The 22,831-nt window shown below is 73.9% G+C and carries 21 protein-coding genes and 3 pseudogenes; 18 read left to right on the forward strand and 6 right to left on the reverse strand.

All coding sequences use genetic code 11. The features are described from left to right. Positions 1 to 205: 205 nt before the first annotated feature. Positions 206 to 682 (reverse strand): ATP-binding protein, encoded by a 477-nt coding sequence (locus AB0N31_RS20875; protein ID WP_366059866.1) that lies wholly within the window; start codon positions 680 to 682, stop codon positions 206 to 208. Positions 683 to 893: 211 nt separating this feature from the next. Here AB0N31_RS20875 and AB0N31_RS20880 point away from each other — a divergent pair, with 211 nt between their 5' ends. Together AB0N31_RS20880 and AB0N31_RS20885 are read left to right on the forward strand one after the other, a co-directional pair. After that, positions 894 to 1,754 (forward strand): helix-turn-helix transcriptional regulator, encoded by an 861-nt coding sequence (locus AB0N31_RS20880; RefSeq protein WP_366059867.1) that lies wholly within the window; start codon positions 894 to 896, stop codon positions 1,752 to 1,754. Between the two features lie 9 nt (positions 1,755 to 1,763). Beyond that, positions 1,764 to 2,012 (forward strand): annotated as a pseudogene (locus AB0N31_RS20885) (DUF397 domain-containing protein); the annotation flags it as partial. Between the two features lie 60 nt (positions 2,013 to 2,072). Here the strand turns inward: AB0N31_RS20885 and AB0N31_RS20890 are convergent. Further along, the gene (locus AB0N31_RS20890) at positions 2,073 to 3,200 is read right to left on the reverse strand and encodes an 8-amino-7-oxononanoate synthase (protein WP_366059868.1); all 1,128 of its coding nucleotides are present in this window, start codon (positions 3,198 to 3,200) and stop codon (positions 2,073 to 2,075) included. A 151-nt stretch (positions 3,201 to 3,351) separates the two neighbouring features. Here AB0N31_RS20890 and bioB point away from each other — a divergent pair, with 151 nt between their 5' ends. From bioB to AB0N31_RS20910, 4 genes are all read left to right on the forward strand, one after another. Then, a complete protein-coding gene (bioB, locus tag AB0N31_RS20895) occupies positions 3,352 to 4,569 on the forward strand; it encodes a biotin synthase BioB (RefSeq protein ID WP_366059869.1) in 1,218 nt (405 codons plus the stop codon). Beyond that, on the forward strand, positions 4,562 to 5,842 hold the full coding sequence (locus tag AB0N31_RS20900) for an adenosylmethionine--8-amino-7-oxononanoate transaminase (protein WP_366059870.1): 1,281 nt from the start codon (positions 4,562 to 4,564) through the stop codon (positions 5,840 to 5,842). The genes bioB and AB0N31_RS20900 overlap by 8 nt, the downstream gene beginning before the upstream one ends. Before the next feature lie 2 nt (positions 5,843 to 5,844). Continuing rightward, positions 5,845 to 6,627 carry a dethiobiotin synthase gene (bioD, locus tag AB0N31_RS20905; RefSeq protein ID WP_366059954.1) on the forward strand — a complete coding sequence of 261 codons (783 nt, stop codon included), beginning with the start codon at positions 5,845 to 5,847 and terminating at the stop codon, positions 6,625 to 6,627. Between the two features lie 94 nt (positions 6,628 to 6,721). Then, entirely contained in the window at positions 6,722 to 7,417 is a 696-nt protein-coding gene (locus AB0N31_RS20910) for a class I SAM-dependent methyltransferase (protein ID WP_366059871.1), read from the forward strand. A gap of 6 nt (positions 7,418 to 7,423) precedes the next feature. Here AB0N31_RS20910 and AB0N31_RS20915 read toward each other — a convergent pair. After that, positions 7,424 to 7,522: pseudogene (locus AB0N31_RS20915) on the reverse strand (fic family toxin-antitoxin system, toxin component); the annotation flags it as partial. Here AB0N31_RS20915 and AB0N31_RS20920 point away from each other — a divergent pair. The 7 genes and pseudogenes from AB0N31_RS20920 to mug all read left to right on the forward strand — a co-directional run. Further along, positions 7,518 to 7,715: pseudogene (locus AB0N31_RS20920) on the forward strand (hypothetical protein); the annotation flags it as partial. The pseudogenes AB0N31_RS20915 and AB0N31_RS20920 sit on opposite strands and share 5 nt — an antisense overlap. 172 nt (positions 7,716 to 7,887) lie before the next feature. Then, positions 7,888 to 8,313, forward strand: a complete 426-nt coding sequence (locus AB0N31_RS20925; protein ID WP_366059872.1) for a GNAT family N-acetyltransferase — start codon at positions 7,888 to 7,890, stop codon at positions 8,311 to 8,313. Positions 8,314 to 8,520: 207 nt separating this feature from the next. Continuing rightward, complete coding sequence (locus AB0N31_RS20930) at positions 8,521 to 9,855, forward strand: hemolysin family protein (protein ID WP_366059873.1); 1,335 nt, start codon at positions 8,521 to 8,523, stop codon at positions 9,853 to 9,855. Then, positions 9,852 to 10,865: a hemolysin family protein gene (locus AB0N31_RS20935; protein WP_366059874.1), complete on the forward strand. Its 1,014-nt coding sequence runs from the start codon at positions 9,852 to 9,854 to the stop codon at positions 10,863 to 10,865. Before AB0N31_RS20930 ends, AB0N31_RS20935 begins: the two co-directional genes overlap by 4 nt. Before the next feature lie 62 nt (positions 10,866 to 10,927). Next, the gene (locus AB0N31_RS20940) at positions 10,928 to 11,716 is read left to right on the forward strand and encodes an SGNH/GDSL hydrolase family protein (RefSeq protein WP_366059875.1); all 789 of its coding nucleotides are present in this window, start codon (positions 10,928 to 10,930) and stop codon (positions 11,714 to 11,716) included. An 83-nt stretch (positions 11,717 to 11,799) separates the two neighbouring features. Continuing rightward, complete coding sequence (purB, locus tag AB0N31_RS20945) at positions 11,800 to 13,242, forward strand: adenylosuccinate lyase (protein WP_366059876.1); 1,443 nt, start codon at positions 11,800 to 11,802, stop codon at positions 13,240 to 13,242. Then, a complete protein-coding gene (mug, locus tag AB0N31_RS20950) occupies positions 13,239 to 13,784 on the forward strand; it encodes a G/U mismatch-specific DNA glycosylase (protein ID WP_366059955.1) in 546 nt (181 codons plus the stop codon). Before purB ends, mug begins: the two co-directional genes overlap by 4 nt. A 164-nt stretch (positions 13,785 to 13,948) precedes the next feature. Here the strand turns inward: mug and AB0N31_RS20955 are convergent, their stop codons facing one another. Both AB0N31_RS20955 and AB0N31_RS20960 read right to left on the reverse strand, forming a co-directional pair. Beyond that, positions 13,949 to 14,665: an ABC transporter permease gene (locus tag AB0N31_RS20955; protein WP_366059877.1), complete on the reverse strand. Its 717-nt coding sequence runs from the start codon at positions 14,663 to 14,665 to the stop codon at positions 13,949 to 13,951. Between the two features lie 2 nt (positions 14,666 to 14,667). Then, positions 14,668 to 15,588, reverse strand: coding sequence for an ATP-binding cassette domain-containing protein (locus AB0N31_RS20960; protein WP_366059878.1), 921 nt, complete (start codon positions 15,586 to 15,588; stop codon positions 14,668 to 14,670). 108 nt (positions 15,589 to 15,696) lie between these two features. Here AB0N31_RS20960 and AB0N31_RS20965 point away from each other — a divergent pair, with 108 nt between their 5' ends. The 3 genes from AB0N31_RS20965 (at position 15,697) to AB0N31_RS20975 (ending at position 18,789) form a co-directional block, all read left to right on the forward strand. Beyond that, on the forward strand, positions 15,697 to 16,854 hold the full coding sequence (locus AB0N31_RS20965) for a histidine kinase (RefSeq protein ID WP_366059879.1): 1,158 nt from the start codon (positions 15,697 to 15,699) through the stop codon (positions 16,852 to 16,854). A 14-nt stretch (positions 16,855 to 16,868) separates the two neighbouring features. Then, positions 16,869 to 17,543 (forward strand): response regulator transcription factor, encoded by a 675-nt coding sequence (locus AB0N31_RS20970; RefSeq protein WP_366059880.1) that lies wholly within the window; start codon positions 16,869 to 16,871, stop codon positions 17,541 to 17,543. 88 nt (positions 17,544 to 17,631) lie between these two features. Continuing rightward, entirely contained in the window at positions 17,632 to 18,789 is a 1,158-nt protein-coding gene (locus tag AB0N31_RS20975; RefSeq protein WP_366059881.1) for an ROK family transcriptional regulator, read from the forward strand. Positions 18,790 to 18,908: 119 nt separating this feature from the next. Here the strand turns inward: AB0N31_RS20975 and AB0N31_RS20980 are convergent, their stop codons facing one another. Beyond that, positions 18,909 to 19,670, reverse strand: coding sequence for a GntR family transcriptional regulator (locus tag AB0N31_RS20980; protein WP_366059882.1), 762 nt, complete (start codon positions 19,668 to 19,670; stop codon positions 18,909 to 18,911). Positions 19,671 to 20,037: 367 nt separating this feature from the next. On the opposite strand from AB0N31_RS20980, the gene AB0N31_RS20985 reads away from it, so the two are divergent. Together AB0N31_RS20985 and AB0N31_RS20990 are read left to right on the forward strand one after the other, a co-directional pair. Next, entirely contained in the window at positions 20,038 to 20,868 is an 831-nt protein-coding gene (locus AB0N31_RS20985) for an alpha/beta fold hydrolase (RefSeq protein WP_366059883.1), read from the forward strand. A gap of 206 nt (positions 20,869 to 21,074) precedes the next feature. Further along, the gene (locus AB0N31_RS20990) at positions 21,075 to 22,649 is read left to right on the forward strand and encodes an alkaline phosphatase D family protein (protein WP_366059884.1); all 1,575 of its coding nucleotides are present in this window, start codon (positions 21,075 to 21,077) and stop codon (positions 22,647 to 22,649) included. The last annotated feature ends 182 nt before the right edge of the window (positions 22,650 to 22,831 follow it).

Raw genomic sequence — 22,831 nt, forward strand, 5'->3', positions numbered from 1 at the left:
CGGGCGCGGCTGGTGGCGTGGCTGCGGCGGATCGGGATGCCGCTCGCGCGGATCCTGGGCGGCCCGCGCGGTGCCGCATGAGTCGGGACGGCCCCGGACGGGCGTCACAGGGCCGGGGCGGCCTCGCGGGGTTCCGTGGGGCTCCGGAGGAGTCCAGGAGTCCCCGGAGGGGCGCCGCGGAGCCCTAGGCGGCCCCCGGGGCCCGTCAGAGGTCCTGCGGCCCCGCCGCCGTCGCCGGCGCCGCCTTGCCGGCGGGCTCGCCGGGGACCGTCCAGGGCAGTTCGATGAAGACGGTCTTGCCGCCCTCGCGGGTGGGACGGACCCGGAGTCTGCCGCCGCGCTCCGCGGTCAGCCATCTGATGATCACCATGCCTCGGCCGTTGTCCTGCTGGACGGCGGCCGGCAGTCGTTGGGGGAAGCGCGGGTGGCTGTCGGTGACGCCGATGTACAGCCGCTCGTCGCGGTCGAGGACGAGGTCCACGGTGAAGGTGGGCGACTGTCCGAAGGTGTGCTGTACGGCGTTGGTGGCCAGCTCGGAGACGATCAGGCGGACGGTGTCGGCCAGCTCCGCGGTGGCCGGGAGGCCCCACTGCGCGAGGGTGTCGAGCACGTGGGTGCGGGCAGTGGACACCGAGGCGGGATCGCTCGGCAGAGTGACGGATGCTTCCAGGTGGTCTGCCATGGCGACGTCGTCCCTTTCCCCCGGGACCGGAGTCCGACACGGTGCGGATGTTCGAGTACGTTCCCGGACTGGTGCTTCGTCGCCAGAGTGCCATCAACACGCCGGTCGCGGATGGCGATCCACCAAGATGGGCATATATCTGTCGCTCGATGCGGTGAACTCTGCTACGGCAGAACATATGCGGACGGCCCGGAGGGAGTAACGAGGTCCCATGCAGCACGGTCCCGCGGTGCGCCGCCGGAAGCTGGGCGCCGAACTGCGGGCGCTGCGTTCCCGTGCGGGCTTCACCAGTGGTGAGGCGGCCCGGCTGGTGGGCTGGCACCAGTCGAAGGTGAGCCGGATCGAGACCGGCACCAGCGGTACGAGACCGGCCGACGTGCGGTTGCTCCTCGACACCTACGGCGTGGACGACGCGCAACTGCGGAAGCTGATGCTGGCGTTGGCCGGCTCGGTCGAGGGCGACGGCCGCGAGCGCTGGTGGCACGCCTATCGCGGGGTCCTGCCGCCCACCTACCGGGACTTCATCAGCCTGGAGTCGCAGGCGAGCGCGATGCGCACCCTGGAGACCACCGTCGTGCCGGGGCTGCTGCAGACTCCCGCGTACGCCCGCGCGGTGACCCGGGCCGCGGTGGAGGGCCTCGACGAGGACCGGCTGGACGCGCTGGTGGAGGTGCGGCTGGCCAGGCAGGACGTGCTGCGGGCCCGGCCGCCGCTGGAGCTGGACGCGGTGCTCGACGAGGCGGTGCTGCGGCGGGAGGTGGGCGGTCCCGAGGTCATGGCGCAGCAGCTGGAGCGGCTGGTGGAGGCGGCCCGGCTGCCCCAGGTCAGGCTCCAGGTGCTGCCGTTCAGCGCCGGGGCGCACATCGGCGTCACCGGCCCTTTCGTCATCTTCTCGTTTTCGAGCGCTTCTGATCTGGATGTGGTCGTTCTCGACCACTTGACGAGTAGTGTCCACCTCGAACGGAAAGAAGACCTCCAGGCCTACACCAAAGCCTTCAACGCCCTTCGGGCGCACGCTCTCTCGCCCGGGGACTCACTGGACTACCTCGCCGCGACCGCTGACGGCGCGTAAGGAGGCATCATGACCGCACTGCCTCGGAACGTACCCTGCAGCACCGATCCGCCCCGTCTCTCCCTCCCTCACCCCCACCCCCAGGCTCTGCGGTGGCTGCGCAGCAGCTACAGCACGGGAGCCAACAACTGCGTGGAGACGGCCCGCCCGGACCGCGGACCGTGGACCGGTCTGCTCGCCGTACGCGACTCCAAGGACCCGGCCGGGCCCGCCCTGCTCTTCTCCCCCGGGAGCTGGACGGACTTCACCGCCGCGTTCCGCTGGTCCCGGCTCGCCGGCCGGTCGGCGTCTCCCGGCGCACGGCCGCGCCACGCCGGCTCATGGCCGTGTCCCGTCGATCACCCGTACGGCACGTTCGATCTGCGCCTCGCCGAGGTCAGCGCGGGCGGTCAGCCTCAGGCGTGAGACGCCGTCGGGCACGGAAGGAGGGCGGAAGCAGCCCACGGCCAGGCCTGCCGCCCGGCAGTCCGCCGCCCAGCGCACGGCCGCCTCCGGGGACGGGGCCCGCACGGAGACGACCGCGGCGTCCGGACGCACCGCTTCCAGACCCGCGGCCGTCAGGCGCGCGTGCAGCTCGCCCGCCACCGCACGCGCGCGTGCCGCACGTTCCGGCTCGCGGCGCAGCAGCGTCAGGGCCGCCAGGGCCGCGCCCGCCGCCGCGGGGGCGAGCCCGGTGTCGAAGATGAACGTCCGGGCGGCGTTGACCAGATGGTCGATCACGCGCGCGGGTCCGAGCACGGCGCCGCCCTGGCTGCCCAGCGACTTGGACAGCGTGACCGTGACCACGACGTCCTCCGCCCCCGCCAGTCCCGCCGCGTGCGGCGCGCCGCGGCCGCCCGCGCCGAGGACGCCGAGACCGTGGGCGTCGTCGACGACCAGCCCGGCACCGTGCTCCCGGCAGGCGTCGGCGAGGTCGGCCAGCGGGGCCGCGTCGCCGTCGACGGAGAAGACCGTGTCGGAGACCGCCAGGGCCGGACCGCCGCGCGTGCCCAGCGCCTTGCGCACGGCGTCGGGATCGGCGTGCGCGACGACCTGCGTCGTGCCGCGGGCCAGCCGGCAGCCGTCGATGAGCGAGGCGTGGTTGCCCGCGTCGGAGACGATCAGGGAGCCGTGCGGGGCCAGCGCGGTGACCGCGGCGAGGTTGGCGGCGTAGCCGGAGGAGAAGACCAGGGCCGCCTCGAAGCCGCAGAAGTCGGCCAGTTCCCGCTCCAGTTGGGCATGCAGCTCGGTGGTGCCGGTGACGAGCCGGGAGCCGGTCGCGCCGCCGCCCCAGGTCCGCGCGGCCCGCGCCGCGCCCTCGGTGATCTCGGGGTGGCGGGCGAGTCCCAGGTAGTCGTTGCTCGCGAGGTCCAGGAGGGGCGAGTCGGCCGGACGGGGGCGCAGGGTCCGTACGAGTCCGGCGGTGCGGCGCGCCCGCGCCCGCTCGTCGATCCAGCCGAACGCCATGGCTCGTCCTCCGGGGAATTTGTAGGCAGTGGACAGACACTAGCCGTACGTCGCGTATCCCATGGTGTGGCAATACCCACACCTCGAATGCCCTTCGTTGTACGAACTCTCCCTGGCCCGCGCACGGGTCGGTACGACAGGATCGGCTCTCATGGACCTGCTGAACACGCTGGTGGACAAGGGGCTTCGGCGCGAGCTGCCGACCCGCGAAGAGGCGCTGGCCGTGCTGGCCACGTCCGACGACGACCTGCTCGACGTGGTGGCCGCGGCCGGAAGGGTACGCCGTCACTGGTTCGGGCGACGGGTGAAACTCAACTACCTCGTCAACCTGAAGTCGGGCCTGTGCCCGGAGGACTGCTCCTACTGTTCCCAGCGGCTCGGCTCCACGGCCGGGATCCTCAAGTACACCTGGCTCAAGCCCGACGAGGCGTCGCGGGCCGCCGCCGCGGGGCTGGCCGGGGGTGCCAAGCGGGTCTGCCTGGTGGCGTCCGGGCGGGGCCCGACCGACCGGGACGTCGACCGGGTCTCCGAGACCATCAAGGCGATCAAGGACCAGAACGAGGGCGTCGAGGTGTGCGCCTGCCTGGGCCTGCTCTCCGACGGTCAGGCGGAGCGGCTGCGCGAGGCGGGCGCGGACGCCTACAACCACAACCTGAACACGTCCGAGGAGACGTACGCGGACATCACGACCACGCACACGTACGCCGACCGGGTGGACACGGTGCACAAGGCGCACGCGGCCGGTCTGTCGGCGTGCTCGGGGCTGATCGCCGGCATGGGCGAGTCGGACGAGGACCTGGTCGACGTCGTCCACTCGCTGCGCGAACTGGACCCCGACTCCGTCCCGGTGAACTTCCTGATCCCGGTCGAGGGCACCCCGCTGGCCAAGGAGTGGAACCTCACCCCGCAGCGCTGTCTGCGCATCCTGGCCATGGTGCGGTTCGTCTGCCCGGACGTGGAGGTGCGCATCGCGGGCGGCCGTGAGGTCCATCTGCGCACGATGCAGCCGCTCGCCCTGCACCTGGCCAACTCGATCTTCCTCGGCGACTACCTCACCACCGAGGGCCAGGCCGGCAAGGCGGACCTCGACATGATCGCGGACGCCGGGTTCGAGGTGGAGGGCGCGGGCGAGGTGACGCTGCCGGAACACCGGGCCGGCGGCGGCTGCGGGTCGCACCAGGGCGGCGGCTGCGGATCCCCCGAGGCCGCCGGCGGCTGCGGTGCGCACGAGCAGGGGGGTGCCTGCGGTGCGCACGAGGGCGGCGGTGTCCGCGGTACGGCGTCCGCGCCGCAGGCGAACGAGGCCCGTACGGACCTGGTCGCCGTCCGCCGCCGGGGCGCCGGGACGGACCTCGCGCCCAATGCCTGAGCGGGACGTGTCCGAGCTGCTGGACCTCGACCGGCGTCATGTGTGGCATCCGTACGGTCCGATGCCGGGCCGGGTGGACCCGCTCGTCGTGGAGTCGGCGAGCGGGGTCCGGCTGCGGCTCGCCGACGGCTCCGGCGAGCTGGTCGACGGCATGTCCTCCTGGTGGTCGGCGATCCACGGCTACGGCCACCCGGTGCTCGACGAGGCGGCGCGGGCCCAGCTCGGGCGGATGAGCCACGTCATGTTCGGCGGGCTCACCCACGAGCCCGCCGTACGGCTGGCGAAGCTGCTCGTCGACATCTCGCCCGAGGGGCTGGAGCACGTGTTCCTCGCCGACTCGGGGTCGGTGTCGGTCGAGGTCGCGGTGAAGATGTGCCTCCAGTACTGGCGCTCGCTGGGCCGCCCCCGCAAGCAGCGACTGCTGACCTGGCGCGGCGGCTACCACGGGGACACCTGGCAGCCGATGTCCGTGTGCGACCCCGAGGGCGGGATGCACGACCTGTGGACCGGGGTCCTGCCCCGGCAGGTCTTCGTCGGTCCGCCGCCCGCCGAGTACGACGAGACGTACGCGCGTGAGCTGCGTGCGGCGATCGGGCGGCACGCCGACGAGCTGGCCGCGGTGATCGTGGAGCCGGTGGTGCAGGGCGCGGGCGGGATGCGGTTCCACTCCCCCGCGTACCTGACGGTGCTGCGCGAGGCGTGCGACGAGCACGGCGTGCTGCTGGTGTTCGACGAGATCGCCACCGGATTCGGCCGCACGGGCGCGCTGTTCGCCTCCGACCATGCCGGGGTGACCCCGGATGTGATGTGCGTCGGCAAGGCGATGACCGGCGGTTATCTGACGATGGCCGCGACGCTGTGCACGGGCCGGGTCGCCGACGGCATCTCACGGGGCGAGGTGCCGGTGCTGGCCCACGGTCCGACGTTCATGGGCAACCCGCTGGCCGCGGCGGTCGCCTGCGCCTCGATCGAGCTGCTCCTCGGGCAGGACTGGCTCGCGGAGGTCCGGCGGATCGGGACGGGGCTGCGGGAGCAACTGGCCGCGGCCGCGGACCTGCCGGGCGTGAAGGACGTACGGGTGCTCGGTGCCATCGGGGTCGTCCAGCTCGACCACGACGTGGACATGAAGGCCGCCACGCGGGCAGCCGTGCGCGAGGGCGTCTGGCTGCGGCCCTTCCGCGACCTCGTCTACACGATGCCGCCGTACGTCACCGGCGACGAGGACGTGGCACGGATCGCGCGGGCCGTGTGCGCGGCGGCGCGGGAGGGATGACCATGCCGATCCTGGTGATCACGGGGACGGGCACGGAGGTCGGCAAGACGGTCACGACCGCCGCCGTCGCCGCCGCCGCGCTCGCGGCGGGCCGCTCGGTGGCCGTGCTGAAGGCCGCCCAGACCGGCGTACGGCCGGACGAGCGCGGTGACGCGGACGAGGTCGCGCGGCTGGCGGGTGACGTCACGACCGCCGAACTGGCCCGCTATCCGGAGCCGTTGGCACCGGCGACGGCGGCCCTCCGGGCCGGGATGGTGCCCGTGCGGCCGCGTGAGGTCGCCGACGCGGCGGCCAAGCTGGCCACCGAGCACGACCTGGTCCTCGTCGAGGGGGCCGGCGGGCTCCTGGTGCGGTTCGACGAGGCGGGCGGCACGCTGGCCGACGCCGCGGAGCTGCTGCGGGCGCCGGTGCTGGTGGTGGCGTCGGCGGGGCTGGGCACGCTGAACACGACCGACCTGACGGCCCGTGAACTGCGTTTGCGAGGGCTTGAGCTGCTCGGAGTGGTGATCGGCTCCTGGCCCGACGCGCCCGACCTGGCGATGCGGTGCAACGTCACCGACCTGCCGGACGTCGCCGGCGCCCCCCTGCTCGGCGCGCTGCCCGCCGGTTCGGGGTCGCTCGCCCCCGCCGACTTCCGTGCGGCGGCCCCCGGCTGGCTGGCGTCCCGCCTGGACGGGACCTGGGAGGCCGAGGCCTTCCGGAGCCGGACGGAACCGGAGCCCTGGAGCCGGTCCCCGGTCTCGCGAGGGGACCGGTCCCCTTCCTCGGCTCCCCCGGCTCCCTAGCCGAGGAGGCGGAGCAGTTCGACGCGGGAGCGGGGGTGCGACGGGCCCGTACGGGGGAGAATCCCGGTAGGCCCGTCCGGCCCGGGAGGTCGCCATGCCGATACGGTCCGCCGGCTCCGGCAAAGTGCCCGGCGATCCCGTCCACCACCCGCTGTTCGCGCGCTGCTACGCCCGGTTGAGCGTGACCGCGGAGACCCGCGGGGGCCTGGCAGCGCTGCGCGGCCGGCTGCTCGCCGGGCTCTCCGGCCGCGTCATCGAGATCGGCGCGGGCAACGGCCTGAACTTCGCGCACTACCCGAGCACGGTCTCGGAGGTCGTGGCGATCGAGCCGGAGCGGCTGCTGCGCGCGCTGGCGGTGCGGGCCGCGCTGCGGGCCGAGGTGCCGGTGGACGTCGCACCGGGCGCGGCCGAGGCCCTGCCGGTCAAGAGCGAGGCCTTCGACGCGGCGGTGCTCTCGCTGGTCCTGTGCAGCGTGCGGGACCTGCCGCGGGCCCTCGCCGAGGTACGGCGGGTGCTGCGGCCCGGTGGCGAAGTGCGGTTCCTGGAGCACGGCACGGGCGGCGGCCCGGTCATGGCCTTCACCCAGCGCACGCTGGACCGGACGGTGTGGCCGCTCCTCAGCGGCGGCTGCCACCTCTCCCGCGATCCGGTCGGGGCACTGCGCGACGCCGGGTTCGAACTCGGCCCGTACCGGCGTCTGCTGGTCCCGGAGAGCGGACCGGCGCTGCCCTCGTCGTACTGCAGACTGGGCACGGCCTGGCGGCCGGCGACCGACGGGGCGCGCCGCTAGGACCCCTCACAGGCTCCAGCGGCGCAGTTCCCGCGCGATGTCGTGGACCGACGCCTCGCCGGTCTTGGCCAGGCGGGCCAGGTCGCGGACCTGGCCGGGGGTGGTGGGGCTGGGGCTGGTGTGGGGCGTGTGCACCCAGCGGTTGCTGGCCCTGCAGGGCATGAAGGCGCTGGCGATCCCGTGGGGCACGATCGTCGCGGTCGTCGTCGGCTCGGCGGTGGTGGGCGTGGTGGCGGCCCTGCTGCCGGCGCTGCGGGCCTCGCGGATGAACGTGCTGTCGGCCATCGCACACGACTGAGGGCGGCGGCACGGCGAGCGCCGGCGTCGGCCGCGGAAGGCGGGACGACCTGGGCGGCGGGGGCGGCCGGTGCCTCCGGGAAGCCGAGCCGCGCCCCGGCGTGGCACGGGTCGTGGGCGTCCGGATGCTGGAATCCGGCGCCGGGGGGTTCCTCGCGTGATGGGATCGCCCCATGTCTGATCTGCGGATACGGGCCGCGACGCCCGAAGACCTCGACACCGTGCTGGCCTTCTGGAAGACCGCCGCCGAGGGCACGAGCATCAGCGACGACCGCGAGGGCGTGGAGCGGCTCGTCGCCCGCGACCCCGAGGCGCTGATCCTGGCGGAGCGCGGCGGTGAGCTGGTGGGCACGGTGATCGCCGGCTTCGACGGCTGGCGCTGCCACCTCTACCGGCTGGCGGCGCATCCGGCGTACCGCCGTCAAGGCATCGGTGCGGCGCTGCTCGCCGCCGCGGAGGAGCGGTTCGTCCGGCTCGGGGGGCGGCGCGCCGACGCGATGGTGCTGACGCGCAACGAGACGGCCCATCATGCGTGGCGTGCGGCGGGGTACACGCCCGAGGAGAAGTGGCGGCGCTGGGTGAAGCCGCTGACCGGCTGAGCCGACGGCGCTCCGGTCGGACGGCCGAGCCGGGGCGGCCGACACCACTCTTTGCCGACCCTTTACCCTTGGGGGACCGCGCGGACCGTGCGGTCCCCTTCAACGAGTCCTCGAAAGGTGTGAGCCTCCGCCCATGGGCGAGCCTCCTGGTTCCCGACGTCGCGCGATCCTCCCCGCCCTGCCCGATCATGGGACGGAGGTGAACCGGTGATGGAACTGCTGTTGCTGTTGGTGGCGATCCTGCTGTCGCTCGCGTGCGGTGCCTTCGTCGCCGCCGAGTTCTCGTTGACCACGGTCGAACGGGGCGAGCTGGAGCGGGCCGTCGAGCGCGGCGAACGCGGCGCGGCCGGTGCCCTCAAGGCCGTCCGCAACCTGACCTTCCAGCTCTCCGGCGCCCAGCTCGGCATCACCGTCACCAACCTGGTCGTCGGCATGCTCGCCGAACCCTCGATCGCCAAGCTGATCTCCGGGCCGCTGGAGTCGGCCGGTCTGTCGAGCACGACCGCGAGTTCCGTCGCCCTGGTGCTGGGCACGGCGCTGTCGACGGTGTTCCTGATGGTCGTCGGCGAACTGGTGCCGAAGAACTGGGCGATCTCCACCCCGCTGGCCATGGCCAAGCGGGTGGGCAACGCGCAACGCTTCTTCAGCGCCGCCTTCCGGCCGTTCATCAGTCACCTGAACAACACGGCCAACCGGGTCGTCCGCCGCTTCGGGCTGGAGCCCGCCGAGGAGCTGGCCTCCGCCCGCGGCCCGCAGGAACTGGCGGCGCTGGCCCGGCACTCGGCCCGGCAGGGCGCCCTGGAGGCGGACACCGCCGAGCTGTTCGTGCGCACCCTGAACCTGGCCGACCTGACCGCGGAGAACGTGATGACCCCGCGCGTGCAGGTCATCGCCCTCGACGTCCAGGCGACCTGCGAGGACGTCGCGAACGCGACCCGGGCGACGGGCCTGTCCCGGTTCCCCGTCTTCCGCGGGGGCCTGGACACCGTCGTCGGCACCGCGCACATCAAGGACGTCCTGGCCGTCCCGGCGGAGCAGCGGGCGCGCGTGCCCGTCGCCGAGCTGATGCGCGAACCCCTGCTGGTCCCCGAGTCCCTCACCGTGGACCGGCTCCTCGACCGGCTCTCCGGCAAGCGGACGATGGCCGTGGTCATCGACGAGTACGGCGGTACGGCGGGCGTGGCGACCCTGGAGGACATCGTCGAGGAGGTCGTCGGCGAGGTCCGTGACGAGCACGACCCGCACGAGACGCCCGACCTGGCCCACGCGGGCACCGACGACGAGGGCCGCCGCATCTACTCCGCCGACGGCGCCGCCCGCACCGACCAGCTCGCGCGCGTCGGCCTGCACACCCCCGAGGGCCCCTACGAGACCCTCGCCGGGCTGGTCGCCACCGAGCTGGGCCGCATACCGGCCGTCGGCGACAGCCTGGACGTGGCCGGCTGGCGCATGGACGTCGTCGACGCGTCCGGCCGCCGGGCCGCTCGCGTCCTGCTGCACGCCCCGCTCACCCAGGACCACGTGGAAGGAGCGGACCAGTGACCGCCGTCCAGCTGCTGATCGGCCTGGCGACCCTGGTCGTCAACGCCTTCTTCGTCGGCGCGGAGTTCGCGCTGATCTCCGTACGCCGCTCCCAGATCGAGCCGTACGCCGAGCAGGGCGACCGGCGTGCCAAGAGCGTGCTGTGGGGCCTGGAGCACGTGTCCGCGCTGCTGGCGGCCGCCCAGCTCGGCATCACGCTGTGCACCCTGGTCCTCGGTGTGGTCGCCGAACCGGCGATCGCGCACCTGCTGGAGCCGGTGTTCCACGCGGTCGGCGTCCCCGAGGGCGCGGGCCACGCGGTGTCCTTCGTGATCGCGCTGGCCCTGGCGACGTATCTGCACATGCTGATGGGCGAGATGGTGCCGAAGAACATCGCGCTCGCCGAACCGGTGCGCAGCGCTCTGCTGCTCGGACCACCCCTGGTCACGCTCTCCCGGGCGCTGCGGCCGGTGATCTTCACGGTCAACGCCTTCGCCAACGGCCTGCTGAAGCTGCTGCGGATCGAGACGAAGGACGAGGTCACGGCCTCGTTCTCGGACGCGGAGCTGGCGCAGATCGTGCGGGACGCCGGGGAGGCGGGCCTGCTCGACGACCGCGCCCAGGAGCGTCTGCACGACGCGCTGGAGCTGGGCCGCCGCCCGGTGCGGGACGTCGTCCTGCCGCTGGAACGCGTCGTCTACGCGCGCGTGGGGATCACCCCGGAGGAACTGGAGCGGCTCGGCGCCGAATCCGGGTTCTCCCGCTTCCCCGTCGTCGACGAGGGGCGCCGGATCGTGGGCTACCTGCACGTGAAGGACGCGCTGGACGCCTCGCCGCGCGACGAGCCGTTCCGGGTGCGGGACCTGCGGCCCATCGCCCGGGTGCGCGAGACGACGCCGCTGGACGACGTCCTCACCGCGATGCGCGGCAGCCGCACCCACCTGGCGGCCGCGCTCGGCTCCGACGGGCGGCTCGCCGGGCTGGTCACCATGGAGGACGTGCTGCGGGAGCTGTTCGGGCAGCGGGCCTGAGACCGGGCGGCGGGGGGTGACCGACCGCTGGGTATGGCGTGCGGGTTACCATCGCTGACGCCATGCAGACGAACACCACTCCCCCGCACTCCAGCCTGGTCGCGGTCGGCGACTCCTTCACCGAGGGCATGTCGGACCTGCTGCCCGACGGCACCTACCGGGGCTGGGCGGACCTCCTCGCGGGCCGGATGGCCGCGCACACGCCCGGCTTCCGGTACGCCAACCTCGCGGTGCGGGGCAAGCTGATCGGCCAGATCGTCGAGGAGCAGGTGCCGGTCGCGGCCACCATGGGCGCCGACGTCATCACCCTGGTCGGCGGCCTGAACGACACCCTGCGGCCCAAGTGCGACATGGTCCGGGTGCGGGACCTGCTGACCGAGGCCGTGGAGCGGCTGGCCCCCTCCTGCAAGCAGCTCGTGCTGATGCGCAGCCCCGGCCGGCAGGGCCCGGTGCTGGAGCGGTTCCGGCCGCGCATGGAGGAGCTGTTCGCCTGCGTCGACGGCCTCGCCGCCCGGCACGGCGCGCTGGTCGTCGACCTGTACGGCGCCCCGTCCCTGGGCGACCCGCGGATGTGGGACGTGGACCGGCTGCACCTGACGGCCGAGGGTCACCGCCGGGTCGCCGAGGCGGTCTGGCAGGGCCTCGGGTACAACCCCGAGGACACCGGGTGGCACGAGCCGATACCCGCGACCGTGCCGCCGGCCTGGGTCGCGCGGCGGGTGGCCGACGCCCGGTTCGCGCGCCGGTACCTGCTGCCGTGGATCGCCCGCCGTCTCACCGGCCGCTCCTCGGGCGACGGCCTGCCGCCGAAGCGCCCCGACCTGCTGCCGTACGAGGGTCCGCGGGCGTAGCCGCGCGTGACCCGGGTCTCGTAGGTTCCACCGAACAGGGCCACGGCGCCGGCCTGCAGGAATCGCCAGTAGAATCCGTACACGTGACTTCCGCTCCCGCCAAGCCCCGCATCCCCAACGTCCTCGCCGGACGCTACGCCTCCGCCGAGCTCGCCACGCTCTGGTCGCCCGAGCAGAAGGTGAAGCTGGAGCGTCAGCTCTGGCTCGCCGTGCTGCGGGCCCAGAAGGACCTCGGGATCGAGGTGCCGGACGCGGCGATCGCCGACTACGAGCGCGTCCTCGACCAGGTCGACCTGGCCTCCATCGCCGAGCGCGAGAAGGTCACGCGGCACGACGTGAAGGCACGGATCGAGGAGTTCAACGACCTCGCCGGGCACGAGCAGGTCCACAAGGGCATGACGTCCCGCGACCTCACGGAGAACGTCGAGCAGCTCCAGATCCGGCTGTCGCTGGAGCTGGTCCGCGACCGTACGGTGGCGGTGCTGGCGCGGCTGGGCAGGCTGGCCGGCGAGTACGGCGAGCTGGTCGTGGCCGGCCGCTCGCACAACGTGGCCGCCCAGGCCACCACGCTGGGCAAGCGGTTCGCGACGGCGGCCGACGAGCTGCTCGTGGCGTACGGGCGGGTCGAGGAGCTGCTCGTGCGCTACCCGCTGCGCGGCATCAAGGGCCCGGTCGGCACCGCCCAGGACATGCTCGACCTGCTCGGCGGCGACGCGGGCAAGCTCGCGGAGCTGGAGCAGCGGATCGCCGGACACCTCGGCTTCTCGCAGGCCTTCACCTCCGTCGGCCAGGTCTACCCGCGCTCGCTGGACTACGAGGTCGTCACCGCCCTGGTGCAGCTGGCCGCCGCGCCGTCCTCGCTGGCCAAGACCATCCGGCTGATGGCCGGACACGAGCTGGTGACCGAGGGCTTCAAGCCGGGCCAGGTCGGCTCCTCCGCGATGCCGCACAAGATGAACACCCGCTCCTGCGAGCGCGTCAACGGCCTGATGGTGATCCTGCGCGGCTACGCGTCGATGACCGGTGAGCTGGCGGGCGACCAGTGGAACGAGGGCGACGTGTCCTGCTCGGTGGTGCGCCGGGTCGCGCTGCCGGACGCGTTCTTCGCGCTCGACGGGCTGCTGGAGACGTTCCTGACGGTGCTCGACGAGTTCGGCGCCTTCCCGGCCGTCGTCGCCCGTGAGCTGGACCGCTACCTGCCGTTCCTCGCCACCACCAAGGTCCTGATGGGCGCGGTGCGGGCGGGCGTGGGCCGGGAGCTGGCGCACGAGGCGATCAAGGAGAACGCCGTGGCCTCCGCGCTGGCCATGCGCGAGCGGGGCGCCGAGCGCAACGAGCTGCTGGACAAGCTCGCCGCCGACGAGCGCATCCCGCTGGACCGCGCGCAGCTCGACGCGCTGATGGCCGACAAGCTGTCCTTCACGGGGGCCGCCGCCGACCAGGTGGCGTTCGTCGTCGGCCGGATCGAGGAGATCGTGAAGCAGCGGCCGGAGGCCGCCGGTTACACCCCGGGGGCGATCCTCTGACCCGCTTCACCCAGGCGGAACTGGAGGCCGCCCGCGACCGTCTCGTGCCGGACGTCGTCGCGGGCGGCCTCCGGGTGCTCTTCTGCGGCATCAACCCGGGTCTGATGTCGGCGGCGACCGGCCACCACTTCGCCCGGCCGGGCAACCGCTTCTGGCCGGTGCTGCACCTGTCCGGCTTCACGCCCAGGCGGCTGGAACCGGCGGAGCAGCGGGAGCTGCTGTCGTACGGGCTCGGCATCACCAACGTGGTGGCGCGGGCGAGCGCGCGGGCCGACGAACTGACGGCGGAGGAGTACCGCGAGGGCGGCCGGCTGCTCCGGGAGAAGGTGGTCCGGCTGGAGCCGCGCTGGCTGGCGGTGGTGGGCGTGACCGCGTACCGGGTGGCGTTCGACGACCGTACGGCCCGGGTGGGGCCGCAGGAGCGGACGATCGGGGACACGCGCGTGTGGGTGCTGCCCAATCCCAGCGGGCTGAACGCCCATTGGACGGCGGCGACGATGGCGCAGGAGTACGCGCGGCTGCGGGTGGCGGCCGGGGAGTGACCTCCGGGCCTCCGCCGGGGGAAGGGCCACCGGTCAGGGCGGCCCGGCCCCGGTGACGGCCCGGCCCCGGTGACGGGCAGGAGCCGGTGACGAGCAGGAGGAGCCGGTGACGAGCAGGAGGAGCCGGGTCCCGTCGTCCCGGCCGGCGCCGGGGCCTGGCCCGCTCAGGCGTCCCGGCGCCGCAGCCGCCAGGCCCCCGCCGCGAGGGCCGCCGCCGTCCACAGCGCGGTCACCGTCAGCCCGGTCCACGGTCCCAGGGCACCGTCCCACGTGCCGTGGAGGGCGATCTGGCCGGCCCGGTCGGGGAGGAGGTCGGCGACGGAGCCGGACATGTCGCCGACCACGAAGGACACGATCAGCAGGAACGGGACGAGGATGCCGAGCGTGGCGACCCCGCTGCGCACGACGGCCGTCAGACCGGCGGCGAGGAGGGCCATCAGCGTGAGGTAGAGGCCGCAGCCGACGGCCGCGCGCAGTCCTTCGGCCGTGCCGAACCCCGCCGTCCGTCCACCGAGTGTCTCGCGGCCCACGGCCCAGGTCAGCAGGCCGGTGGCCAGGCCCACGGCGAGGACGGGCAGGGCGATCGCCGTGGTCTTGGCGGCGAACCAGCGGCCGCGGCGCGGGACCGCGGCCAGGGACACGCGCAGCGCGCCGCCCTGGAACTCGGCCGCCACCGCCGTCGTCCCGAAGGCCACCGCCGCGATCTGGCCGAAGCTGACGCCGAAGAAGGCGGAGAACAGCGGGTCGGTGTCGTCCGCGTCGGCGGCGGCGAGCAGGGAGAAGACGACGGTGGCGAGCAGGACCGCGCCCAGGGTGACGGTCTGGGACCGCAGCGTACGTATCTTGATCCACTCGGCGTGGAGTGCGGGCGTGAATCCCATGGTCAGGCCTCCTGGGGAGCGGCGGCGAACTCGGTGTCGGCGGCGGTCAGACCGAGGTAGGCCTGTTCCAGCGTGCCTTCCTCCGCGGTCAGTTCGAGCAGCGGGACGCCCGCCTCGGAGGCGAGCCGGCCGATGTCGTCCACGCGCGCGTGGTCCACCGTCCAGTGCCCGTCGGCGTGGGCGACCCCCTCGTGCCCGTGCCGGGCCAGAGCCTGCGCCAGGGCGGCGGGATCGGAGGTGCGGACGCGGACCCGGGGCCGCACGCGCGCGTCGATGAAGTCCCGCATGGGGGTGTCGGCCAGCAGACGGCCCCGTCCGAGGACCACGAGGTGGTCGGCGAAGGAGGCCGTCTCGTTCATGAGGTGACTGGAGACCAGGACGGTGCGCCCCTCGCCCGCGAGCCGGCGCAGCAACCCGCGGATCCAGACGATGCCTTCGGGGTCGAGGCCGTTGGAGGGCTCGTCGAGCAGCACCACCTGCGGGTCGCCGAGCAGGGCGGCGGCGATGCCCAGCCGTTGTCGCATGCCGAGGGAGTACGTCTTCACCCGGCGGCGCGCGGCCGGCGTCAGCCCGGTCTCCTCCAGCACCTCGTCGACCCGGCGGACGGGGATGCGGTTGCTCGCGGCGAGGGCCCGCAGGTGGTCGCGGCCGGTGCGGGAGCCGTGCGGGGCCTGGGCGTCGAGCAACGCCCCGACGTGGCGCAGGGGTTCGGGCAGCGTGGCGTAGGGGCGGCCGTCGATGCCGGCGGTTCCCGAGGTCGGCCGGTCGAGGCCGAGGACGAGGCGCAGGGTGGTGGACTTGCCGGCGCCGTTGGGGCCGAGGAAGCCGGTGACGCGGCCGGGCAGGACCCGGAAGGTGAGCCGGTCCACGGCCCGCCGGGGGCCGTACTCCTTGGTGAGGTCGTGGACGTCGATGCTGGTCATGGCACCACGGTGGCCGCCGGACCCGCTGCCGGGCCTCCCCCGCCGGTGGGGTTCGTCTCCCCCGCCCGGGGGAGGTGGCCTGTCGGTGGTGCCTGTCACGATGTGCGCATGGGCCGCTTCCTGCGCCCGCTGCTGCGGGGGACGACGTACACACGACTGGTGCACCTGTGGGTGCCGATGCTGGTCGTGAGCGTCTGGATGTTCATCGACCCGTCGCGGCCGTGGGTGCCGGCGCTGGCCCTGATCCCGGTCGGGTTGATCCCGGCGGTGCGCACGGGTGAGGGAGTGCAGGCGCAGTTGCTGCTGACGGCGGGCGCGCGGGACCCTGCGTTCTCCGTGACTCCGGCGACGGCCTGGCGGGACCGGTTGCGTACGGTGCTGTGGCTGGAAGTGCGGATGGCCCTCGGGCTGGTGACGGTCTTCGCCTGTGTCTGGCTGCCGGTCCTCGCCTACCAGTTGGCCGAGACGGCGCGCGGGCGCGTGCCCGACGACGTCCCGGTGCTGGCCGGGGCGACGCCGCACTGGGGGTACGCCCTCCTGGTGCCGCTGCCTCTCCTCGCCTGGTACGGACTCGTCGTCGGGCTGGGTGCGGCGGCCGCCTCGCTGGCGCGGCTGCTTCTCGGACCGTCCGCGGGCGAGCGGCTCGCGGCGTTGGAGGAGCGCACCGAGCAGCTCCTGGAGCGCAACCGCATCGCGCGCGAACTGCACGACTCCATCGGCCACGCCCTGACGGTGGCCGTGGTGCAGGCGGGCGCGGCACGGGCGGCGGGCGACCCCGCGTTCACCGACCGGGCGCTCGGCGCGATCGAGGAGACCGGCCGGGCCGCGCTGGAGGACCTCGAGCGCGTCCTCGGGGTGCTGCGCGAGGCGGAGCGGCCGGTGGGCGCCCGGCCGACGCTGGCCGAGGCCGACCGGCTGCTGGAGTCCGCGCGCGCGTCGGGCGCGGAGGTGGACGCCGAACTGACCGGGCCGCTGGAGACCGTGCCGGGCCCGGTGTCCCGCGAGGGCTATCGCATCCTCCAGGAGGCGCTGACCAACGCGCTGCGGCACGCGGGCTCCGTTCCGGTCCGGGTCAGGGTCGAGGTCGCCGCGGCCCGGCTCCGTCTGGAGGTGCGCAATCCGCTGGCCGCGCGCGTGTCCGCCGCTCCGGTGCGCGGCAGTGGGCTGCGGGGCATCCACGAGCGGGCCGCGCTGCTCGGCGGGCGGGCGGCGGCCGGCCCCGACGGGGGCGACTGGCAGGTGCGTGCGGAGCTGCCGCTGCGCTGATCTAGGCTGACCGGATGCCGGTCACCGTGCTCCTCGTCGACGACGAACCCCTGGTGCGTGCCGGGCTGCGGGCCGTGCTGGAGGCGCAGCCCGACATCGAGGTCGTCGGGGAGGCCGCGGACGGGGCGGCGGTGATCCCGCTGGTGCGGCGACTGCGGCCCGACGTCGTCGCCATGGACGTACGGATGCCGTTGATGGACGGGATCGAGGCCACGCGCGCGGTGCTGCGGACGGTGGAGGGGCCGCCGAGGATTCTCGTCGTGACGACCTTCGAGAACGACGAGTACGTGTACGAGGCGCTGCGCGCGGGAGCGGACGGGTTCCTGCTGAAGCGGGCCCGGCCCGCGGAGATCGTGCACGCGGTGCGGCTCGTCGCCGAGGGCGGGTCGTTGCTGTTCCCGGCGTCGGTACGGCGGCTGGCCGCCTCGTACGGCGGGGGGCCGGGGAACCGGGCGGCGCGGGACCTGCTGGAGCGGGCGCGGCTGACGGAGCGGGAGGCCGAGGTGCTGCGGCTGATGGCGGGTGGACTGTCCAACGCGGAGATCGCCGCGCGGCTGGTCGTCGGCGCGGAGACCGTCAAGTCGCACGTGAGCGCGGTGCTGGCGAAGCTGGCGGTCCGCGATCGCACGCAGGCGGTGATCACGGCGTACGAGTCGGGGTTCGTCACGGCGGGCCGGACCGGCGGGTGAGGCGGGCCGGTGCGCCGTCCGCGCTCGCCCGGGTGCCGCGCGCCGAGTACGATCCGCCCAACACGCGCACGAGCTGGGAGGACGGACGTTGGGGCGGCTGACCGGCGGGGATCCCTCGCTGTTGCGAAGGATCAATTCCGCGGTGGTGCTGCACGCGCTGCGTGCCGCCGACTGCGCGACGCTGACGGAGATCACGCGGGTGACCGGGCTGTCCCGGCCGACCGTCGAGGGGGTCGTCGAGGACCTCATAGGGGCCGGTCTCGTCGTCGAGAAGGCCGCCGAGGAGGGCGCCGCCCGCCGGCAGGGGCGTCCGGCACGCCGGTTCCGGTTCCGGGCCGAGGCCGGTCATCTGCTGGGTCTGGAGATCGGGGCGCACCGGGTGGCCGTGCTCCTGGCCGACCTGGACGGGCGGGTGCTGGGCGCGCAGGCGAAGGACGTCGCCGAGTCGGCGCCCGCCGACGAGCGGCTCGAACGGCTGCGGACCGCTGTCGCCGAGCTGCTGCGGCGGGCCGGGGTCCCGCGCAGCTCCCTGCGGGCCGTCGGCGTCGGCACGCCCGGCATCGTGGAGGCGGACGGGACGGTGCGGCTGGGTACCGCGCTGCCCGAGTGGACGGGGCTGCGGCTGGGCGAGCGGCTGAGCCGTTCCTTCAAGTGCCCGGTGCTGGTGGAGAACGACGCCAACGCCGCGGCCGTGGCCGAGCACTGGAAGGGTTCCGCCACCGAGTCCGACGACGTCGTGTTCGTGCTGGCCGGGCTGAGTCCGGGCGCGGGTTCGCTGATCGGGGGGCGGCTGCACCGCGGGTACGGCGGGGCGGCCGGGGAGATCGGCGCGCTGCACCTGCTGGGGCGCGGGGTGACGCCGGAGACGCTGCTGTCCACGACGGACGAGCCGCTGCACCCGCTGGACGAGCAGGCGGTCGCCGAGGTGTTCGCGCAGGCCCGCGAGGGCGACCAGCGGGCGCGGGCGGCCGTGGAACGCTTCATCCAGCGGCTCGTCCACGACGTGGCCGCGCTGGCGCTCGCCCTCGACCCCGAGCTGGTCGTGGTGGGCGGCTGGGCGGCGGGGCTGGACGGCGTACTGGAGCCGCTGCGGCGGGAGTTGGCGCGCTACTGTCTGCGTCCGCCGAAGGTGGCCCTGTCTCTCCTCGGGGAGGCGGCCGTGGCGACGGGGGCGCTGCGGCTGGCCCTCGACCACGTCGAGGAGCAGCTCTTCGCGGTGGAGGGCACGGTGACGGGCCGCGCGTGAGGCGTGTTCCGCGGTCCGGGGGGCGGGCGCACCCCGGAGTCCTTCCGGGGCGCGCCGGCCGTGCGGCCGGGGGCCGGGTGCAGGCCGTTCAGGGAGCCTGCCGGGCGGTCGCCGGGCGGTCAGGACGCCTGGCGTTCCGGGCCGTGGTGGATCTCCACGGTGCCCGAGGCGCCGAAGGTCAGGCGGCAGGTGTCCGCCCGGTAGGTGGCCACGGAGAGTGCCGCGGTGCGGCCCTCGGCGAAGAAGCGGGTGGTGACGACGAGGACGGGTGCGCCGGGGAGCCGGTCGAGTTCCTTCGCGTCGTCCGCGCGGGCCGAACCCAGTTCCACCGCGCGGTCCTGGCCCTCCAGCGCCGGGCGCCGCAGTTCGCGCAGCACCGCACGCGCGCGTGCGGCCCCGGACGGGGTGTCGATCGCGGTCAGGTCGGGCACCGACGAGCACGGGACGTAGAGCAGTTCCGCGGCGACGGGCTGACCGTGGGAGACCCGCGAGCGCCGCACGATGTGCACGGCCTCGTCGCGGTCGGTTCCCAGTGCGTCGGCGACCGCCGGCGGCGGCGCCGCGACCGTGCAGTCGACGGGCTGCCAGGCGTCCTCGGACGCGCCGGGCCAGGCCTGCCCCTCCGTGCCGACGTCGACGCCGACCCGGGGCGGCGCGACGGTCGTGCCGACGCCGCGGCGGCGCTGCAGACGCCCCTCAAGTTCGAGCTGCTCCAGGGCCTGCCGGAGCGTGGCGCGGGCGACGCCGAAACGCGCGGCGAGATCCCGCTCGTTGGGCAGGATCTCGCCCACGGCGAACTCCGAGTCCAGTGCCTCGCTGAGCACGGTCCTCAGATGCCAGTACTTCGGTTCCGGTACCGATTCCAGTTGCGTGGTCCCCACCCTGTCCTCCGCAATCGCCGTGGTACGGCGGCTTTTCGCGCCCTTGTTTATTAAAGGTTGTTGTACTTATCTGCGACCATAGGGCGGCCCCCACCCTTGGTCAAGACCAATCCTCCAACCCTGGGGGAGCCCACAGGTGTCCGGCGCACGAGGGTTCACGGCGTGTTCGCACGCGACCGTTCTCGTGACGCCCCGGCAAAGCCCCCGTCGTGTCCGACGAGACGCATCCACAGGGGCTACCCGCCGGTAGCAGTTGCTGACAAGCTGTCCAGGCGACCGGCCGCCGGTCGGCCAAGCTGTCCAGGCGACCGGCCGCACCGCCGTCGAACCCGTACCGCGTCCACCCGTCCAGACGAGGAGCACCCCCATGTCCGCCACCGTCTCCTTCCCGGTCCCCACCCCCGACGGGCCGCAGACCGTCACCGTCTCCTACGCGCGCGTGGGACGCGGTGAGCCGCTGCTCCTGCTGCACGGCATCGGACACCACCGGCAGGCCTGGGACCCCGTGGTGGACATCCTGGCCACCGAGCGCGAGGTGATCGCGGTGGACCTGCCCGGCTTCGGGGCGTCCCCGTCCCTGCCCGCGGGGCTCGCCCACGACCTGTCCACGACGACCGCGGTGCTCTCCGCCCTCTGCGAGACCCTGGGGCTGGACCGCCCCCATGTCGCGGGCAACTCGCTGGGCGGCCTGCTGGCCCTGGAGCTGGGCCGGGAGAAGCGCGTGCGGTCCGTCACCGCCCTGTCCCCGGCGGGGTTCTGGTCGGAGGCGGAGCGGCGCTACGCCTTCGGCGTGCTGCTGGCGATGCGCCGGATCTCGCAGCGGATGCCGCTGCCGCTGGTGGAGCGGCTGGCGCGATCGGCGGCCGGCCGGGCCGCCCTGACCAGCACCATCTACGCCCGTCCGGCGCGCCGTTCGCCCGAGGCCGTGGTCGCCGAGACGCGGGCGCTGGCCGGGGCCACCGGGTTCGAGCAGACCCTGCGGGCGGGCGGGGCCGTACGGTTCACCGACGACGTCCCCGGCATCCCGGTCACGGTGGCCTGGGGCACCCGCGATCTGGTGCTGGTGCGCCGCCAGGGCGTCCGCGCCAAGCAGATCATTCCGCGGGCCCGTCTGGTGCGGCTGCCCGGCTGCGGGCACTGCCCGATGAACGACGACCCGGCGCTCGTCGCGCGCGTGCTGCTCGACGGCAGCCGCTGAGTCCCCGCGGGGACGATCCGACGCCTCCTCGCCCGGGGCGGCCCCGGCTCCGGCGAGGGCGGTGCCGACGGCCTGCGCGGGGACGGGGTGACGACGGAGCCCGGGTTCGGCGTCCGGTTGTTCACCCGTGGTTCGCGTGCGCGCTGCGGCGTTCCCGTAGGTGTGACGGTGCACACCGGCAGGTTCCCGTTCCAGGAGGCCCACCCATGTCACACCGTCCACTCCCCGGACGCCGCAGCGTGCTGCGCGGCTCGCTCGCCGCGTCCGCCGCCCTGACCCTGCCCGTCGGCCTCGGCGCGGCGCCCGCCCTCGCCCTGTCGGGGCGGCCCCGCGCGGAGTGGGGGGTGCAGACCGGGGACGTGACCGCGAACTCCGGGCTGGTGTGGGTCCGTTCCGACCGGCCGGCACGGATGGTCGTCGAGACGTCGGCGACGGAGTCGTTCCGCAACGCGCGCCGCTGGCGCGGTCCGCTGCTCGGCGCCGGAACGGACTTCACCGGCACGACGCGACTGCACGGGCTGCCGTCCGGCCAGGAGATCCACTACCGCGTGCTGCTGGCCGACCCGGACGACCCGCGCCGTACCGGCGAGCCGGTCACCGGCACCTTCCGGACCGTGTCCGGACGGCGGCGCGACGGTGTGCGGTTCGTCTGGTCGGGCGATCTGGCCGGGCAGGGCTGGGGCATCAACCCGGAGCTGGGCGGTTACCGGATCTACGCCGCGATGGCCGCGCTCGACCCGGACTTCTTCCTGTGCAGCGGGGACAACATCTACGCCGACGGCCCGATCGGCGCGGCGGTGGCACTGCCCGACGGGCGCACCTGGCGGAACGTCACCACGGAGGAGAAGTCGAAGGTCGCCGAGACCCTGGCGGAGTTCCGCGGCAACTTCCGCTACAACCTGCTGGACGAGAACCTGCGGGCCTTCAACGCGCGCGTGCCCTCGATCATCCAGTGGGACGACCACGAGGTCACCAACAACTGGTACCCGGGCGAGATCCTCGCCGACGCGCGGTACACCGAGAAGAGCGTCGACGTCCTGGCCGCCCGCGCCCGGCAGGCGTTCTCCGAGTACTTCCCGATCTCCACGCTGCGCCGCCCGGACGGCCGCGTCTACCGGGTGCAGCACCACGGCCCCCTGCTGGACGTGTTCGTCCTGGACATGCGCACCCACCGGAACGCCAACTCCCCCGGCGACCAGGGTGCGGACGCCCAGGGCATCCTCGGCGAGGAGCAGTTGGCGTGGCTCAAGCGCGAGCTGTCCCGCTCCCGGGCGGTGTGGAAGGTGATCGCCTCCGACATGCCGCTCGGCCTGGTCGTCCCCGACGCCACGGACGGCAGGCCGAACATCGAGGCGGTCGCCCAGGGCGACCCGGGCGCGCCGCTCGGCCGTGAACTGCAGATCGCCGAACTGCTGCGGTTCGTCAAGCACCGGCGGATCACCGGTACGGTCTGGCTCACGGCCGACGTCCACTACACCTCGGCCCAGCACTACGACCCGTCGCGGGCGGCGTTCAAGGACTTCGCGCCGTTCTGGGAGTTCGTCTCCGGGCCGCTCAACGCGGGCGCCTTCCCGGCGAACGCGCTGGACGGCACCTTCGGCCCGGACCGGGTCTTCGTCAAGGCCCCCACCGCCGCCAACGTCTCCCCGGCCGGCGGTTACCAGTTCTTCGGCGAGGTCGACATCGACGGCGAAAGCGGAGAACTGACCGTGCGGCTGCGCGAACAGGACGGCACCGTGCTGTTCACCAAGGTGCTCCAGCCGGGCCGGGTCGGCCAGTAACTCCCCTATTCTGGAAGGCGCTCCGCGCACCGGCGTCATCTCCCGGTGCGCGGCGCTCGCAGAGAGGGCCGCGGCCCGGCGGCGTCAAAGAATTAATAAAAGGACAAATGTGTCCTTTACTCATCGGTCACACACCGTTCGTGATCACGCAACACCGTTCCTTCACAGTGGCTGCATGACTC

It is taken from the genome of Streptomyces sp. NPDC051051 (assembly GCF_040682975.1).
Taxonomy (GTDB): domain Bacteria; phylum Actinomycetota; class Actinomycetes; order Streptomycetales; family Streptomycetaceae; genus Streptomyces.